We start from the raw sequence: 17,304 nt of genomic DNA, 5'->3' as shown, positions 1-17,304 counted from the left end.
GCCGCAAGCCCATGGCCGGCCGGGCCGTCGGATCGATCCCTATTTGCTGGCGTGACACGCGGATGAACGATACCGTGATTTGTATCAAGCCGTGATACGTCGATTCGCAAGACAATTCATTTGACCCGGGCGAAAAGGCCGAAGAAGCCGGACTGATCAAAAATCCGATCGTCCTTTACAACCGGTATTTCACCTCCTTAAATAATCAGGGTCTGCCAAAAGACCGGAAAAACGAGATCCCCATGAGCCATTTCCTGGATAGATTGCGTTATTTCTCCACCACGAGGCCAAAATTCTCCGACGGCCATGGCGCTGTCACCGACGAAGACCGCAAATGGGAAGACGGCTATCGGCTGCGCTGGCAGCACGACAAGATCGTCCGTTCGACCCACGGGGTGAACTGCACGGGCTCGTGCTCGTGGAAGGTCTACGTGAAAGGCGGGATCGTCACCTGGGAAACCCAGCAGACCGATTACCCGCGCACGCGCCCCGACATGCCGAATCACGAACCGCGCGGTTGCTCGCGCGGCGCTTCGTATTCCTGGTATCTGTACAGCGCGAACCGCCTCAAGCATCCGATGGTGCGCAGCGCGCTGGTGAAGCTGTGGCGCGAACGCCGCCGCACGCTCGCACCGGTCGACGCGTGGCGCTCGATCGTCGAGGACGACGCAGCGCTGCGTTCGTACCAGAGCCGGCGCGGGCTTGGCGGCTTCGTGCGCGCGAGCTGGGACGAGGTCAACGAGATCGTTGCGGCCGCAAACGTGCATACGGTGAAACGGCACGGCCCCGACCGCGTGGTGGGCTTCTCGCCGATTCCGGCGATGTCGATGGTGTCGTATGCGGCAGGTTCCCGCTACCTGTCGCTGATCGGCGGCGTATGCCTGAGTTTCTACGACTGGTATTGCGACCTGCCGCCCGCGTCGCCGCAAACCTGGGGCGAGCAGACCGACGTGCCGGAATCGGCCGACTGGTACAACTCGACGTTCATCATGATGTGGGGCTCCAATGTCCCGCAGACCCGCACGCCGGACGCGCACTTTCTCGTCGAGGCGCGCTATCGCGGCACCAAGGTCGTGTCGGTGTTCCCCGACTACTCGGAAGGTGCGAAGTTCGGCGATCTGTGGCTGCACCCGAAGCAGGGCACCGACGCGGCACTCGCGCTCGCGATGGGGCACGTGATCCTCAAGGAGTTCCACCTCGCCGGGAAGAGCGACTACTTCATCGACTACTGCAAGCGCTATACGGACCTGCCGTCGCTCGTGCGCCTCGTGCCGCATGGCGACGGCTACGTGCCCGAGCGTCTCGTGCGCGCATCCGACTTCGACGACGCGCTCGACGAGGCCGCGCATCCCGACTGGAAGACCGTGGCGATCGACGACGCGACCGGCGAGTTCGTCGTGCCGGTCGGCTCGATCGGCTTCCGCTGGGGGCAACAGGCGGAAGCCGACAAGGGCAAGTGGAACCTGCGCGACGAGACGTCGAAGGGCGCGGCGCTGTCGCCGCGGCTGTCCTGCACGGCCGAGCATGACGACGTGGTCGACGTGCTGTTCCCGTACTTCGGCAACCAGCCGCACGCGCACTTCAACTCGACCGGCCACGCGTCCGAGCTGTCGCGCCGGATCGGCGTGCGGCGCATCGCGACGCGCAACGGCGAGATGCTGGTCGCGACCGTCTACGACCTGTTCATCGCGAACTACGGGCTCGACCAGGGGCTGGGCGGCCGCGACGTGGCCGCGAGCTACGACGACGATCTCCCGTACACGCCGGCCTGGCAGGAAGCGATCACCGGCGTGAAGCGCGCGGACGTGATCTCGGTCGCGCGGCAGTTCGCGGAGAACGCGCACAAGACGCAGGGCAAGTCGATGGTGATCATCGGCGCGGGGATCAACCACTGGTTCCACATGGACATGTCGTACCGCGCGATCATCAACATGCTGATCATGTGCGGCTGCGTGGGCAAGCCGGGCGGCGGCTGGTCGCACTACGTGGGTCAGGAGAAGCTGCGCCCGCAGACGGGCTGGACCGCGCTCGCGTTCGCGCTCGACTGGAACCGGCCGCCGCGTCACATGAACGCGACGTCGTTCTTCTACGCGCACACCGACCAGTGGCGCTACGACACGATGGATCCGGGCGCGTTGCTGTCGCCGCTCGCGGACAAGACGCAATTCCACGGTTCGCCGATCGACTACAACGTGCGCGCGGAACGGATGGGCTGGCTGCCGTCCGCGCCGCAGCTCTCGGTGAATCCGCTGAAGGTCGGCGCGACCCTCGGCGACCCCGCGCGGGCGGGCGCCGACGTCGCGCGGCAACTGAAGGCCGGCACGCTGCGGATGGCGTGCGAGGATCCGGACGCGCCGGACAACTTCCCGCGCAACCTGTTCGTGTGGCGCTCGAACCTGCTCGGCTCGTCGGGCAAGGGCCACGAGTATTTCCTGAAGCATCTGCTCGGCACGACCAACGGCGTGCAGGGCGAGGACCTCGGTGCGACGGGCGGCGCGCGCCCCGAGGAAGTGAAGTGGCACGACGAAGCGCCGCGCGGCAAGCTCGACCTGCTCGTCACGCTCGACTTCCGGATGTCGACCACCTGCATGTATTCGGACGTCGTGCTGCCGACCGCGACGTGGTACGAGAAGGACGACATGAACACGTCCGACATGCATCCGTTCATCCATCCGCTGTCGGCGGCGGTCGATCCCGCGTGGGAATCGAAGAGCGACTGGGAGATCTTCAAGGGGATCGCGAAGCGCTTCTCCGAGCTGTGCGACGGGCATCTCGGCGTCGAACGCGACGTCGTGCTCGCGCCGATCGCGCACGACACGCCGGGCGAGCTCGCGCAGCCGTTCGACGTGCAGGACTGGAAGCGCGGCGAATGCGAACCGGTGCCGGGGCGCACGATGCCGGCGGTGATCGCCGTCGAGCGCGACTATCCGAACACCTATGCGCGCTTCACGTCGCTCGGCCCGCTGATGGACACGCTCGGCAATGGCGGCAAGGGTATCGGCTGGGATACGAAACACGAAGTGAAGCTGCTCGGCGAGCTCAACTACAAGATCGCCGACGGCGCCGCGCAGGGGCGCCCGCGGATCGACACCGCGCTCGACGCGGCCGAAGTGATTCTCGCGCTCGCGCCGGAAACCAACGGCGAAGTCGCGGTGAAGGCATGGCGTGCGCTGTCCGGCATCACCGGCATCGACCACACGCACCTGGCCGTCGCCCGCGAGGACGAGAAGATCCGTTTCCGCGACATCCAGGCGCAGCCGCGCAAGATCATCTCGTCGCCGACGTGGAGCGGGATCGAGTCCGAGCACGTGTCGTACAACGCGGGCTACGTGAACGTGCACGAGCTGGTGCCGTGGCGCACGCTGTCGGGGCGCCAGCAGCTGTACCAGGATCACGCGTGGATGCGCGCGTTCGGCGAGTCGCTGTGCGTGTACAAGCCGCCGATCGATACGGGCAGCTACGAACACATGGTCGGCAAGCGCTCGAACGGCAATCCCGAGCGCGTGCTGAACTTCCTGACGCCGCACCAGAAGTGGGGGATCCACAGCACGTACACCGACAACCTGCTGATGCTGACGCTGTCGCGCGGCGGCCCGATCGTGTGGATGTCGGAGGACGACGCGAAGGCGATCGGCGCGGTCGATAACGACTGGATCGAGTGCTACAACTCGAACGGCGCGTTGTGCGCGCGGGCGGTGGTGAGCCAGCGGATTCCGTCCGGGATGGTGATGATGTACCACGCGCAGGAGAAGATCGTGAACACGCCGGGCTCCGAGATCACCGGCACGCGCGGCGGCATCCACAACTCGGTCACGCGCATCGCGCTCAAACCCACCCACATGATCGGCGGCTATGCGCAGCTGTCGTACGGCTTCAATTACTACGGCACGGTCGGCTCGAATCGCGACGAGTTCCTGATCGTGCGCAAGATGAGCAAGGTCGACTGGCTCGACTCGGAAGAGACGGCGGTCGACCCCACCACGCAATACGCGGTTCGCGCCGGAGAAACGTCATGAAAGTACGTGCACAGATCGCGATGGTGCTGAACCTCGACAAGTGCATCGGGTGCCATACCTGCTCGGTGACCTGCAAGAACGTGTGGACCAGCCGCGAAGGGATGGAATACGCATGGTTCAACAACGTCGAGACGAAACCGGGCATCGGCTATCCGAAGGATTGGGAGAACCAGGACCGCTGGCGCGGCGGCTGGCAGCGGCGCGCGGACGGCAGGATCGAGCCGCGTCTGGGCAGCAAGTGGCGCTTGCTCGCGCAGATTTTCGCGAACCCGCACCTGCCGGAGATCGACGACTACTACGAGCCGTTCACGTTCGACTACGGGCATCTGCAGGAAGCGGGCAACACGCGCGCGATGCCGGTCGCGCGGCCGCGCTCGCTGATCAGCGGCCAGCGGCTCGAGAAGATCGAGTGGGGGCCGAACTGGGAGGAAATTCTCGGCGGCGAGTTCGAGAAGCGCGCGAAGGACTATAACTTCGAGAACGTGCAGAAGGAGATCTACGGGCAGTTCGAGAACACCTTCATGATGTATCTGCCGCGCCTGTGCGAGCACTGCCTGAATCCGGCGTGCGTCGCATCGTGCCCGTCGGGCTCGATCTACAAGCGCGAGGAAGACGGCATCGTGCTGATCGACCAGGACAAGTGCCGCGGCTGGCGCATGTGCGTGTCGGGGTGCCCGTACAAGAAGATCTACTACAACTGGAAGAGCGGCAAGGCCGAGAAGTGCATCTTCTGCTATCCGCGCATCGAGGCCGGCCAGCCGACCGTGTGTTCGGAAACCTGCGTGGGCCGCATCCGCTACCTCGGCGTGCTGCTGTACGACGCCGACCGGATCAGCGAGGCCGCCAGCGCGGAGAACGAGCAGGACCTGTACGAAGCGCAGCTGTCGCTGTTCCTCGATCCCGAGGACCCGGCCGTGATCGCGCAGGCCGAGCGCGACGGCGTGCCGGCCGCGTGGATCGACGCCGCGCGGCGTTCGCCGACCTACAAGATGGCGATCGACTGGAAGATCGCGTTCCCGCTGCACCCGGAATACCGGACGCTGCCGATGGTCTGGTACGTGCCGCCGCTGTCGCCGATCAACGCGGCCGCGAACAGCGGCGACCTGGGGATGAACGGCTACCTGCCGGACGTCGAATCGCTGCGCATTCCGCTGCGTTATCTGGCGAACCTGCTGACGGCCGGCGACGAGGTGCCGGTGAAGCTCGCGCTCGAACGGCTGCTCGCGATGCGTGCGTTCATGCGCGCGCGTCACGTCGACGGTATCGATGCGCGCGGCGTGCTCGACCAGGTCGGGCTGTCGCTCGCGCAGGTCGAGGAGATGTACCGCTATCTCGCGATCGCGAACTACGAGGATCGTTTCGTGATCCCGACGACGCACCGCGAGTATGCGGAGAACGCGTACGACCTGCGCGCGTCGTGCGGCTTCTCGTTCGGCAACGGCTGTTCCGACGGCCGTTCGGAGGGCAGCCTGTTCAGCCCGAAGAAGGGTTCGAAAACCATCCCGATCCACGAGGCGTCCCGATGAGCACCGCACCCGATCCGACCTATGCGGCATTCGCGCTGCTGCTCGACTATCCGGGCGACGCGCTCGTCGACGTGCTCGACTCGATCGAGGCACACCTGCGCGAACGCGCGCGCGTGCCGAAGACGGTGCGCGCGGGGCTCGACCGGTTCTTCGCCTACGTGCGCGAGCGTGATCTGCTGACGTTGCAGGAGAACTACGTCGCGCTGTTCGATCGCGGCCGCGCGACGTCGCTGCACCTGTTCGAGCACGTGCACGGCGAATCGCGCGATCGCGGTCAGGCGATGGTCGACCTGCTGCAGATGTACGAGCAGCATGGGCTGACGCTGAATGCGGGCGAGTTGCCGGATTACCTGCCGGTGTTCCTCGAATACCTGTCGCGGCTGCCGGCGCCGGACGCGCGCAAGCTGCTGGCCGAAACCGGCGACATCCTGCGCGCGCTGGCCGGCCAGCTCGCGCAGCGCGGCAGCCATTACAGCTTCGTCGTCGGCGCGCTGTTGCCGATGGCCGGCCTCGCGCCGGTCGACGCGCCGGATGCGGCGGACGACGACGTGGCCGCCGAGCGGCCGAGTGCCGACGACTACCGCGCGCTCGACGCGTCGTATGCGGACGAAGCCGTGCGCTTCGTCGGCGCGGCGACGCCGGCCGAGCAGACGGTGCGGTTCCACGACAAGCGGCCGGCCCGCGGCGCGTAAGCGCGGGCCCAACTGGGGAAACACATGAACGCTTACTTGCATCAGTTCCTGTTCGGGATCTACCCGTACATCTGTCTCGCGGTGCTGCTGGTCGGCAGCCTGATCCGCTTCGATCGCGAGCAATACACGTGGAAAAGCGATTCGTCGCAGCTGTTGCGCCACGGCATGCTGCGGCTCGGCAGCAACCTGTTCCACTGGGGCGTGCTCGTCGTCGTGCTCGGGCACTTCGGCGGCTTCCTCGCGCCGCACTGGCTCGTGTCGCCGTTCCTGTCGGCGTCCGGGCACCAGCTCGTCGCGATGGTGGCCGGGGGGGCCGCCGGCGTCGCCGCGATCATCGGGCTGACGATCCTGATCTGGCGCCGCCTCGGCGACCCGCGCATCCGCAGCAACAGCCGCAAGTCGGACATCCTGATCGTGCTGATGCTGTGGGTGCAGCTCGCGCTCGGGCTCGGCACCGTCGTGCTGTCGACGCGCCACATGGACGGCGCGATGTTCGAGCAGCTCACCGACTACGTGAAGGGCGTCGTCACGTTCCGGCCGGACATCGCGAGCCTGCTCGTCGGCGTGCCGCTCACGTACCGGCTGCATATCCTGCTCGGCTTCACGATCTTCCTCGTGTCGCCGTTCACGCGGATGGTGCACATCTGGAGCGGCATCGCATCGGTCGCGTACCTGATCCGGCCGTACCAGCTCGTGCGCAAGCGCTGAGGAGGCCGCATGAACGACGTTCTTTCCGAAGTCGCGACGGCGCCGCTGACGATCAACGGCATTGCAATCGACGATGCGGCCATCGCGGCGGAGGCCGAGCATCACGGCGAGGCGCCCGATCCGCTCGACGCGGCACGGCATGCGCTCGCGGTGCGCGAGCTGCTGCGGCAGCGCGCGGTGTCGCTCGGGTTGATCGACGACGGCGCACCGCTCGACGACGCCGCGGTCGATACGCTGCTCGAGCGCGAGCTCACGCACGTGCCCGAACCCGATCGCGCGGATTGCGAGCGCTACTACGCGCAGCATCCGGCGCGCTTTCGCCGCAACGACATCGTCTATGCGAGCCACGTGCTGTTCGCGATGACGGAGCGCGTGCCGCTCGCGCCGCTGCGGCAGCGCGCGGAGGCCGCGCTCGCCGGCGTGGTGGCCGCGCCCGATACGTTCGAAGCGGTGGCGCGCGCGTCGTCGAACTGCCCGTCGGCGGAAGTCGGCGGCAGCCTCGGGCAGCTCTTGCGCGGCGATACCGTGCCGGAGTTCGAGGCCGCGCTGTTCGATACCGACGGGCTCGGCGTGCTGCCGAAGCTCGTCAATACGCGCTTCGGCTTCCACATCGTGCGCATCGAGCGCCGCGTGCCGGGCGACGCGGTGCCGTTCGACGAAGCCGCCGGCCAGATTGCCGCGTACCTGTCGGAACGCGTGCGGCAGCGGGCGATGCGGCAGTACGTGGCGATCCTCGCGGGCGGCGCGCGCGTCGAGGGCGTGACCTTCGACGGCGCGAACGGGCCGCTGGTCCAATGAAACGGGGTTTTGCGTATGGCAATTCAACAAGGTAACGCCGGCGTGGCCGCGGATGCGCAGGCCATTCCGCTGCGCGCGTGGTCGGTGCTGGCCGCGAGCACGCTTGCGTTCATGGTGTGTTTCGTCGTGTGGATGATGTTCGGCGTGCTCGGCGTGCAGTTGCGCACCGATCTCGGCCTGAACAGCACCGAATTCGGGCTGCTCACGTCGACGCCCGTGCTGACCGGCGCGCTGATGCGCTTGCCGCTCGGCACGTGGACCGACCGCTTCGGCGGCCGGATCGTGATGACGATACTGCTCGTCGTGTGCGCGATTCCCGTCTATATCGTCAGCTACGCGACGCAGCTCTGGCAGTTTCTCGTGATCGGGTTGTTCCTCGGTTGTGTCGGCGCATCGTTCGCGGTCGGCACGCCGTATGTCGCGCGCTTCTTCCCGCCGAAGCGGCGCGGGCTCGCGATGGGCGTGTTCGGCGCGGGCACCGTCGGCGCGGCGGTCAACCTGTTCGTCACGCCGCTGCTGCTCGACGCCTACGGCTGGCGCTTCGTGCCGCGCGTCTACGCGATCGCGCTGCTGGTCACGGCCGTGATCTTCTGGGTCGCGTCGGCGCCCGATCCGGGCGCGGGCAAGCACGGCGGCTCGTGGCTCGATTCGTTCAAGGTGCTGCGCGACCCGCGCGTGTGGCGGCTGTGCCAGTACTACTCGATCACGTTCGGCGGCTTCACCGCGCTGTCGCTGTGGATCCCGCAGTACCTGAAGAGCGAATACGGGATGTCGCTCGTGATGGCGTCCGCGTTCGCGGCCGGCTTCTCGCTGCCGGGCTCCGTGCTGCGCGCGCTTGGCGGCGCGCTGTCCGACCGCTTCGGTGCGCATGCGGTCACGTGGTGGGGGCTGTGGGTCGCGTGGATCGCGCTGTTCCTGCTGTCGTATCCGGCCACCGATTTCGTGATCCACACGATCGACGGCACCGCGTCGCTGAGCCTGGCGATGCCGGTGGCCGGCTTCGTTGCGCTGACCTTCGTGCTCGGCGCGGTGTTCGCGCTCGGGATGGCGTCGACCTTCAAGTACGTCGCCGACGATTTCGCGGACAACATGGGCGTCGTCACGGGCATCGTCGGGCTGGCGGGCGGCCTCGGCGGCTTCCTGCTGCCGATCCTGTTCGGCGTGCTGCTCGACCTGCTGCAGGTGCGCACGACCTGCTTCATGTTCCTGTACGGGATCGTGTGGGTGTCGCTGATCCTCATCTACCTGTCCGAGGTGCGGCGCACGCCGGTGGCGGGCTGACCGTTCATGCTCGACGGGGGCGCGATGTCGGCAGCGTCCGGCGTCGCGCCGGTGTTGTCCGGCGGCCGGCCCCGTTTTCCGGCGCGCGCAGTTCTGTCAAACTGGCGCCCATGACACCGCGCCTCGCCTCACCGCCTTCCTCCGATTCCATGCCTGCGCCCGCAGGCTTTCCCGACGCCGACGAACTGGCCGCGCTGCGTGCGTGGTACGCGGGCATGACCGTGCGCCAGGCCGTCGCGCGCTACCTGCCCGAGCGGCTCGGAGAAGGGCGCTCGGCGCGCGGCGTGATCGGCGGGATTCGCCGTCGCCTCGTGCGTGTCGCGCGTCAGGCCGCTCGCCCCGATCTCGCGGAGCAGCTCGGTCATGCCGACAGCGAACGCCTGCAGATCGCGAAAGCGGCGACCGACGCGATCGGCGTGCTGCGCCATGCGCGGCCGCCGGTGCCGCAGATCAGCGACGACGTCGGTCAGTGGCTGCCGGCGCGTGCGGTCGCCGCGCTGCGTGCGCACGGGATCGCGACGCTCGCCGACCTGACCGTGCGGATTCCGCGCCGGCGTCAGTGGTGGCGCGCGATCGCGGGGCTCGGCATCGCGAGCGCACGGCTTATCGAGGCGTTCTTTGCCACGCATCCCGAACTGACCGAGCGGGCGCGCGCGCTGATCGCGGCGACGCCGCGCAGCGGCATCGTGCCGTGGGAACAGTTGAAGCTGCCGCACGAAGTCGACGGCTCGGCCGGCACGTTCCGCGCGCCGCGCGCGACGAGCACGCTCGATGCGGACAACGATTACGCGGCCGTGCATGCATGGCTGTCGCTGCACGAATCGGCCGCGACGCGGCGTGCGTACCGGAAGGAGGCCGAGCGGCTGATCCTGTGGGCGATCGTCGAGCGCGGGCGCGCGCTGTCGTCGCTGACCACCGAGGATGCGGTTGCGTATCGCGCGTTCCTGCGCAACCCGGCGCCGCACGAACGCTGGGTCGGCCCGGTGCGGCCGCGCGGCGCGCCGGACTGGCGGCCGTTTTCGGGCGGGCTGTCCGCGCGTTCGGCGGCTTATACGCTGTCGGTGCTCGGCGCGCTGTTCCGCTGGCTGATCGAGCAGCGCTACCTGCTCGCGAATCCGTTCGCGGGCGTCAAGGTGCGCGACACGCGCGGCGCGAATGCCCTGGACACGTCGCATGCGTTCACCGAAGGCGAATGGCTGCTCGTGCGCACGATCGCGGATGGGCTCGAATTCCGGAACGACAAGTCGCCCGGCGCGCCGCAAGCCGGCTGGACGCTGGCGGCCGCGCAGCGGCTGCGCTTCATTCTCGATTTCGGTTATGCCACCGGACTGCGCGCGAGCGAACTGGTCGGCGCGACGCTCGGCGACATCCACACGGACGCGCACGGCGACGCGTGGCTGAAGGTGATCGGCAAGGGCGGCAAGGCCGCGCGCGTCGCGCTGCCGCCGCTCGCGCGCACGGCGCTCGATCGGCATCTGGTCGCGCGGCGGCTGCCGGTCACGCCGGTGCGCTGGCGGCCGGATACGCCGCTGATTCCGCGCCTCGCGGAGGATGGAACGGCCGGGATCACGAGCGTGCGGCTGTGGAAGGTGATGCAGCGCTTCTTCGCGCAGACGGCCGCGCTCGTCGACGACGGCAACCCGGCGCTCGCGCAGAAGCTGCGGCAGGCGAGCCCGCACTGGATGCGTCACACGCATGCGACGCATGCGCTCGCACGCGGCGCGGAGTTGACGACGGTGCGCGACAACCTGCGGCATGCGTCGATTTCGACGACGTCGATTTATCTGCATGGCGATGACGTGAAGCGGGCGCGGCAGATGTCGAGTGCGTTTTCGGCTGACAAATGAGCCTCACGCGTGGAACCTGGCGCGTGTGCGCTCGCGGGCGGCTCGACCGGAACGACAGGGCGCCGCCGACGGTCAGACGGTTTATTCGGTAACGGAACCGGCGCGCAACCCCCGCGCCCCCCGCTGGAGCACACGCATGACGACATCCGCACACCCGCAAGCATCGCGATACGCGCGCCGCGCATGGCACGTGCTCGTCGCGGCGCTGTGCCTCGGCTGGAGCGCGCTGTCGTTCGGCGCGGACGGCGCGGCGGCGCTGCTCGACCGCTATCACAGCCTCGGGGAGCAGTTGAAGAACAACCCGTTCCATCGCCCGCTGTACCTCGAATCGTCCGAGGCATCGTCATCGCTGAAGGGCGATATCTACGCGGTCGTCGACTATCCGTTCGCCGTCGTGAACGGCAAGCTCAACGATCCCGCGCAGGGGCCCGCGAACTGGTGCGCGGTGCTGATCCTGCACTTGAACACGAAGTACTGTCACGCATCGACCGGCAGCAACGGCCCGGTGCTCGACGTGAACCTCGGCCGCAAGATCGAGCAGAAGCTGTCGGATACCTATCGCGTGCAGTTCCGCTATCGCGTGGCCGCCGCGACGCCCGATTACTTCCAGGTCGACCTGAGCGCCGACAGCGGCCCGATGGGCACGAAGGATTACCGGATCGCGCTGGAGGCGGTGCCGGTGGGCGCGTCGCGCACGTTCCTGCATCTCACCTATTCGTACGGCTTCGGCACGGTCGGCCGCATGGCGATGAAGACCTACCTCGCGACGATCGGCAGCGACAAGGTCGGGTTCACGCTCGCCAGCGGCGCATCGGCCGCGCAGCCGCAATACATCGGCGGCGTGCGCGGCTTGCTGGAGCGCAACACGATGCGCTACTACCTCGCGATCGACACGTATCTCGCGACGCTCGACAAGCCGCTCGGCCAGCGCCTCGCGCGCTGGTTCGATGCGACCGAGCAGTATCCGCAGCAACTGCACGAAGTCGAGCGGGGCGCGTATCTGCAGATGAAAACGCAAGAGGTGCAGCGGCAGCAGACGGCGCGGTGAGGCCGTCCGCTGCTGCGCTGCCCGGCGTCGATCAGTTCGACGCGCCGCCGACCGTGCGAATGCTGTGCCACTGTCCCTGTTCGACGCGGAACAGCGTGTAGGGCGGCTTGATCAGGTCGCCGCGCGCGTCGAACGAGATCTTTCCGGTCACGCCCGTGACCGACACGCCGGCCAAGCTCGCGACGATCTTGCCGCGGTCGACCGAGTCGGCCTTGTGGATCGCCGCGATCATCGCGAGCGCCGCGTCGTACGCGAACGGCGCGTACAGCTCGACGTCCTGGTTGAAGCGCGCCTTGTAGCGCTGCGCGAACGCGATCGCGGACGGCAGCTTGTCGAGCGCCGGCCCCGGCTCGAGATCCTGCGTGCCTTCGCCCGCGCTGCCGGCGATCTTCAGGAACGCATTGCTTTTCAGTGCGCCGGCCCCGAACAGCTGCGCGCGGATGCCGAGCGAGCGCATCTGCTTGACGAGCATCGCGCCCTGTTCGTCGAGGCCGCCGAAGAACAGCAGGTCGACGTTGTTGCTCTTCATCGTCGTCAGGATGCCGCGGAAATCGACGGCCTTGTCGTTCGTGTATTCGCGGCCGACGATGGTGCCGTGCGCGTCCTTCACGCCTTTCTCGAAGGCGTCCGCGAGCCCCTGGCCGAATGCGGTGCGGTCGTCGATGATGCCGATCCGCTTCGCCTTCAACTGCTCGACCGCGAAGCGTCCGGCGACCACGCCGCCGACGCCGTCATGCCCCATCGTGCGGAACACGTTCTTGAAGCCCTGCATCGTCAGCTGCGGATTGGTCGAGCCGGGCGTGATCATCGCGACGTTCGCCTGCTTGTAGACGGCCGACGCGGGAATGCTGCAACCCGAGTTGTAGTGGCCGACCACGCCAACCACGCCGTCGTCGACGAGCTTCTGCGCGACCTGGATCGCGATGCGCGGATCGGCCTGGTCATCCTGCACGTCGAGCACGAAGCGCACGGGCTTGCCGCCGACGGTCGGATGTTTCGCGTTTTCCTCGTCGAGCGCGAGCTGCGCGCCGTATTGCAGATCCTTGCCGACGCGCGCGACCGGCCCCGTGAGCGGGCCGGCGAAGCCGATCTTGATGGTTGCCGGGTCCGCGGCCTGCGCGGCCGCCGCGACTGTGCCGATCGAGCAGACGGCCAGCCATGCCAGCCAGTTACGACGATTCATGATGCCTCCTTGCAGGGGTGAGGGTGGCGGCGCGCGTCAGAAGCGCGCGGCCCGGTAAGGTGCGAGGTCAACGGGCGGCGCGCGTTGCGCGACGAGATCGGCGACGATCCGCCCGGTGATGCCGGCGAGCGTGACGCCGAGATGCTGGTGGCCGAATGCATGGATCACGCGCGCGCTGCGCCGCGCGCGGCCGATCACGGGGACGCCGTCCGGCAGCGTCGGCCGGAAGCCGAGCCAGCTTCGCGTCGGCGCGCCGAGCGACGGCAGCGCCTCGCGTGCGGAACGCGTGAGCAGCGCGATCAGCGCGCGGTTCATGCCGGCGTCGAAGCCGCCGAGCTCGACGGTGCCGGCCGCGCGCAATCCTTCGTCGAGCGGCGTCATGTAGAACCCGCGCTCGGCCCAGCCGACCGGCCGTGTGACGATCTGCTCATGCGCGGCGAACTGCACGTGGTAGCCGCGCTCGGTATCGAGCGGCACGGTGTCGCCGCACGCGGCGGCGAGTGCGCGCGAGCGGGCGCCGGCGGCAATCACCACATGATCGAAGATGCGCACGGCGCTGCCCGCATGCAGGTTCACGCCGTCGCCAACGGGCTCGATTCGGTCGACCTGCGCGTGTTCGAGCGTTGCGCCGCCGGTTGCCAGATACGCGAACAGTTCGCCGAGAAACCCGCACGGATCGGAGAAATGCCAGCTCCCGTGGAACAACACGCCGCGCGTGAAGATCGGGGCGAGGGCGGGCTCGAGCCGGCGGATCGCGTCCGCGTCGAGCGTGTCGAACGGCACGCCGAGCCGGCGCCGCAGCGCCAGCGACGGCTGCGCGGCGTCGAACGACGCCTGTCGTGCGTACAGGTACAGGCATTCGCGCGGCCGCACGAAGGCCGCGAGTCGTGTGGTGGCGAGCAGCGGCGCATAGCCGTCGGCGGCGCGCGACAGCAGCGCGGCCAGCGCGCCGGCACTGCGCGCGTGCCGCGCGGGCGTCGAGGCGGCGAGGAAGCGCGCGAGCCACGGCGCGCCGCGCAGCAGGTACGGCCAGTGGATACGCAGCGGGCTGTCGGCGGCGAACAGGAAATGCGGCATGTTGCGGAACACGGACGGGCCGTTGACGGGCACGCAGCCATACGGCGCGAACGTCGCGGCGTTGCCGAACGATGCGCCCTGGCCGACGCCGGCCGAATCGAACAGCGTCACGCGGTGCCCGTCGCGCTGCAACCATGCGGCCGCGCCGAGTCCGATGAAGCCTGCACCCACGATGGCGATGTTCGCCATGACGCCTCTCCTCCGACACACCCGATTCACACAAAGACGGGATTAAGAATCACACAGTAATTTTTTGTGTGCAATCAAAAATCGATTGTGTGGCGCTAGCGTTTACCCGATTCCAACCTGCTGATTCCATAGATGTTTCGGCAGGCGTTTGATCGGGCGGGGATGTCATATACAATCGCAGGGCAGGTCAAAACGACAGACAAACGCTTTTTGTGTGAGTGCAAGCGAGACATGGCAGCAGACAAACTTTCCGGAGCGCGCGGCGACGGCGCGTCGGCGCAGGCAAAGCGGCCGACCTATGTCGAGGTCTCGAGCTCGATCGAGGCGGAAATCCGCAACGGCATGTACCCGCCGGGCAGCCGTCTGCCGCCGCAGCGCCAGCTGGCGACCGAGCTCGGCATCAACGTGTCGACCGTGTCGCGTGCGTACAAGGAGCTGCAGTTGCGCGGCCTCGTGATCGGCAGCAAGCGGCGCGGGTCGCTCGTCACCGGCGGCGCGATGCCGAGCATCGAGCCGGCGCGTGCATCGCTCGCGGCGGGCAACGGGGTGATCGACCTGACGGTGAACCGGCCGGCGACCGGCGAGTTCCTGGCAAGCCTCGCGCAGACGTTCGGTACGCTGCCCGACGATCCGCGCTTCGCGTCGCTGCAGGAATATCAGCCGCCGCAAGGCCCCGACTGGGCGCGCGCCGCGGGCGCGCAATGGCTGGCCGCGCCTGGCTTCACGCCGTCGCTCGATCAGGTGGTCGTGACGAGCGGCGCGCAGCACGGGCTCTACGCGGTGCTGAACAGCCTGATCGGCACCGACGGCGTGATCGTCACCGACCGGCTCACGTATTACGGGCTGAAGGCGCTCGCGCCGGTGTTCCAGTTCGAGATCGTCAGCGCGCCGGCCGACGATGACGGCCTGCTGCCCGACGAGATCGAACGGATCTGCCAGCGCATGCCCGTCAAGGCGATCTTCGTCGTGCCGAACCTGCAGAACCCGACGGTGACGACGATGAGCCTTGCGCGCCGCATGGCGCTCGTCGACGTCGCGCGCCGCCATCACGTGACGATCATCGAGGACGACGTATACGGGCCGCTCGTGCGCGACCGGCTGCCGGCGATCGCGGGGATGTGCCCCGAGCTCACGTTCCATATCGGCGCGACGTCGAAGATCCTCGCGCCGGGCTTGCGTCTCGGTTATCTGAGCTGCCCGCGCGACAGCGTCGCGCTGTGCGCGGAAGCGGTGCGCACCACCGCGTGGATGCCCGCGCCGACGTCGATGCTGATCGCGACGGTGTGGATCGAGAACGGCACCGCCGAGCGGATCATGAGCGCGCAGCTGGCGGAGATCCGCGCGCGCGTCGATCTGGCGCGGGAACTGCTGCCGGCCGGTCAGCTGAAGGCCGATCCCGCGTGCATGTTCGTGTGGCTGCGGTTGCCGCCGCCGTGGCGCGCCGACGATTTCGCCGCGAACGCGAAGGCGCGCGGCGTGATCGTGATGCCGTCGTCGACGTTCGCGGTCGATCGCGCGGAAATCGAGCACGGCGTGCGCATCAACCTCGCGTGCCCGGCGACGCGCGACGAGCTCGTCAACGGGCTGCGGATCCTGGCCGGTACGTTGAAGGACCGGCCGCGCGCGCTGTTCGGGTCGATCTGACGGTCACCGTTCACCTCGGCAACCCCGCAACGACATCGACTATCCGCTGCAGCAGCAGCGCTCCGTCGTCACACCGCCGCGACATCGGGTCCCAGCGGCAAGGCTCGACGGCGCCGGCGGGCTGCGCGATCTGCCGCCATCGCCCTCCGATCCCCGGCCGGCGCCCCCATTTGTAAGACGTACAGTTTGCCCGGTCCGGCAAATTTGCGCCGAACTGTACTCTTGTGGGTGTATCCGATGTGTGCACTCCTCGCCAACTGTTCTGCTCTTAGTATTCCATCATCAAGTGCACAGTGCCGCAGGCCCAGATCTCTCGGGCTTCCCGGCGCATCTTCAAAAGCGAGCCACTGCGATGGAAAAGGCAAAACCGGAGGGAACAATCAGGCAGCACGATAGCCCGGTCGGCGGGCAGCACGCGCGCGTATCGGACGCGCACGGGCTGGCGGCGCGCATGCGCAGGCCGGCGGGGAGCATGCGATGAAGCTCTACGAAAAACTCGCGGACGACATCGAACGCCTGATCCGCCAGGGCGTGTACCGGCACGGCGACCGCATTCCGTCGGTGCGGCAGGCGAGCCAGCAGCACCGGATCAGCATCACGACCGTGCTGCACGCGTACCTGCTGCTCGAAAGCCGCGGGCTGCTGGAAAGCCGCCCGCAATCCGGTTACTTCGTGAACCTGCGCAACGACGACGGCTACGCGCCGGTGCGCGAGCTGCGGCCGTCGAAGCCGATCGCGATCTCGTCGTCGGTCGACGTGAGCCGGCTCGTGCTGTCGACGCTGCGCTCGATCGGCACCGACGATGCCGTGCCGCTCGGCTCGCCGTATCCGGACCCGAGCCTGTTCCCGTTCGAGAAACTGAACCGCTATGCGTATGCAGCCGGACGCGACAAGGCGCTGTGGGGCGTGACCGACGGGCTGCCGCCCGGACATCCGCGCCTGATCCGCCAGATCGCGCGGCGCTACCTGGAAAACGGGATGTCGGTCGATCCGAACGAGATCATCGTGACGGTTGGCGCGACGGAGGCGATGAACCTGTGCCTGCAGGCGGTCGCGAAGCCGGGCGACACGATCGCGGTGGAGTCGCCGACGTTCTACGCGATGCTGCACGCGATCGAGCGGATGGGGATGAAGGCGATCGAAGTGGCGACGCATCCGGAATACGGCATCGACATCGCGGCGCTCGCGGCGATCGCGAAGTCGCAGCCGATTGCTGCATGCATGGTGATGCCGAACTTCCAGAACCCGCTCGGTTTTCAGATGCCCGACGAGCGCAAGCGCGAACTGGTTGAGTT

Annotated in this window: 12 protein-coding genes; 10 read left to right on the top strand and 2 right to left on the bottom strand. The window is 67.8% G+C overall.

Features of this window, described 5'->3' with window-relative positions; all coding sequences use genetic code 11:
• Positions 1-242 precede the first annotated feature (242 nt).
• The 8 genes from ACTJKF_RS29185 to ACTJKF_RS29150 all read left to right on the top strand — a co-directional run bounded on the left by ACTJKF_RS29185 (position 243) and on the right by ACTJKF_RS29150 (position 11,916).
• Entirely contained in the window at positions 243-4,016 is a 3,774-nt protein-coding gene (locus ACTJKF_RS29185) for a nitrate reductase subunit alpha (RefSeq protein WP_440628375.1), read from the top strand.
• Complete coding sequence (narH, locus tag ACTJKF_RS29180) at positions 4,013-5,542, top strand: nitrate reductase subunit beta (RefSeq protein WP_440628373.1); 1,530 nt, start codon at positions 4,013-4,015, stop codon at positions 5,540-5,542. The genes ACTJKF_RS29185 and narH overlap by 4 nt, the downstream gene beginning before the upstream one ends.
• Positions 5,539-6,234 (top strand): nitrate reductase molybdenum cofactor assembly chaperone, encoded by a 696-nt coding sequence (gene narJ / locus ACTJKF_RS29175; RefSeq protein ID WP_440628371.1) that lies wholly within the window; start codon positions 5,539-5,541, stop codon positions 6,232-6,234. Before narH ends, narJ begins: the two co-directional genes overlap by 4 nt.
• Before the next feature lie 24 nt (positions 6,235-6,258).
• Positions 6,259-6,942, top strand: a complete 684-nt coding sequence (gene narI, locus ACTJKF_RS29170) for a respiratory nitrate reductase subunit gamma (RefSeq protein WP_440628370.1) — start codon at positions 6,259-6,261, stop codon at positions 6,940-6,942.
• 9 nt (positions 6,943-6,951) lie between these two features.
• Positions 6,952-7,740, top strand: coding sequence for a peptidylprolyl isomerase (locus tag ACTJKF_RS29165; RefSeq protein WP_440628369.1), 789 nt, complete (start codon positions 6,952-6,954; stop codon positions 7,738-7,740).
• 15 nt (positions 7,741-7,755) lie between these two features.
• Positions 7,756-9,021: an MFS transporter gene (locus tag ACTJKF_RS29160; RefSeq protein WP_440628368.1), complete on the top strand. Its 1,266-nt coding sequence runs from the start codon at positions 7,756-7,758 to the stop codon at positions 9,019-9,021.
• A gap of 110 nt (positions 9,022-9,131) precedes the next feature.
• A complete protein-coding gene (locus ACTJKF_RS29155) occupies positions 9,132-10,868 on the top strand; it encodes a phage integrase family protein (RefSeq protein ID WP_440628366.1) in 1,737 nt (578 codons plus the stop codon).
• A 136-nt stretch (positions 10,869-11,004) separates the two neighbouring features.
• The gene (locus ACTJKF_RS29150; protein ID WP_440628364.1) at positions 11,005-11,916 is read left to right on the top strand and encodes a hypothetical protein; all 912 of its coding nucleotides are present in this window, start codon (positions 11,005-11,007) and stop codon (positions 11,914-11,916) included.
• Positions 11,917-11,947: 31 nt separating this feature from the next.
• Here ACTJKF_RS29150 and ACTJKF_RS29145 read toward each other — a convergent pair whose 3' ends face one another.
• Positions 11,948-13,099 carry a branched-chain amino acid ABC transporter substrate-binding protein gene (locus ACTJKF_RS29145; RefSeq protein ID WP_440628362.1) on the bottom strand — a complete coding sequence of 384 codons (1,152 nt, stop codon included), beginning with the start codon at positions 13,097-13,099 and terminating at the stop codon, positions 11,948-11,950.
• A 36-nt stretch (positions 13,100-13,135) separates the two neighbouring features.
• The gene (locus ACTJKF_RS29140; protein ID WP_440628361.1) at positions 13,136-14,365 is read right to left on the bottom strand and encodes an NAD(P)/FAD-dependent oxidoreductase; all 1,230 of its coding nucleotides are present in this window, start codon (positions 14,363-14,365) and stop codon (positions 13,136-13,138) included.
• A 231-nt stretch (positions 14,366-14,596) separates the two neighbouring features.
• On the opposite strand from ACTJKF_RS29140, the gene ACTJKF_RS29135 reads away from it, so the two are divergent.
• Together ACTJKF_RS29135 and ACTJKF_RS29130 are read left to right on the top strand one after the other, a co-directional pair.
• The gene (locus ACTJKF_RS29135; protein ID WP_440628359.1) at positions 14,597-16,009 is read left to right on the top strand and encodes a PLP-dependent aminotransferase family protein; all 1,413 of its coding nucleotides are present in this window, start codon (positions 14,597-14,599) and stop codon (positions 16,007-16,009) included.
• Between the two features lie 477 nt (positions 16,010-16,486).
• Positions 16,487-17,304 (top strand): PLP-dependent aminotransferase family protein (locus ACTJKF_RS29130; protein WP_440628358.1); only part of this gene is annotated, 818 nt, incomplete at its 3' end.

This window comes from Burkholderia sp. 22313 (genome assembly GCF_052045245.1).
GTDB lineage: Bacteria > Pseudomonadota > Gammaproteobacteria > Burkholderiales > Burkholderiaceae > Burkholderia.
Note: the sequence above shows the minus strand (reverse complement) of the source record. Positions and strands in the feature narration are given on the sequence as shown.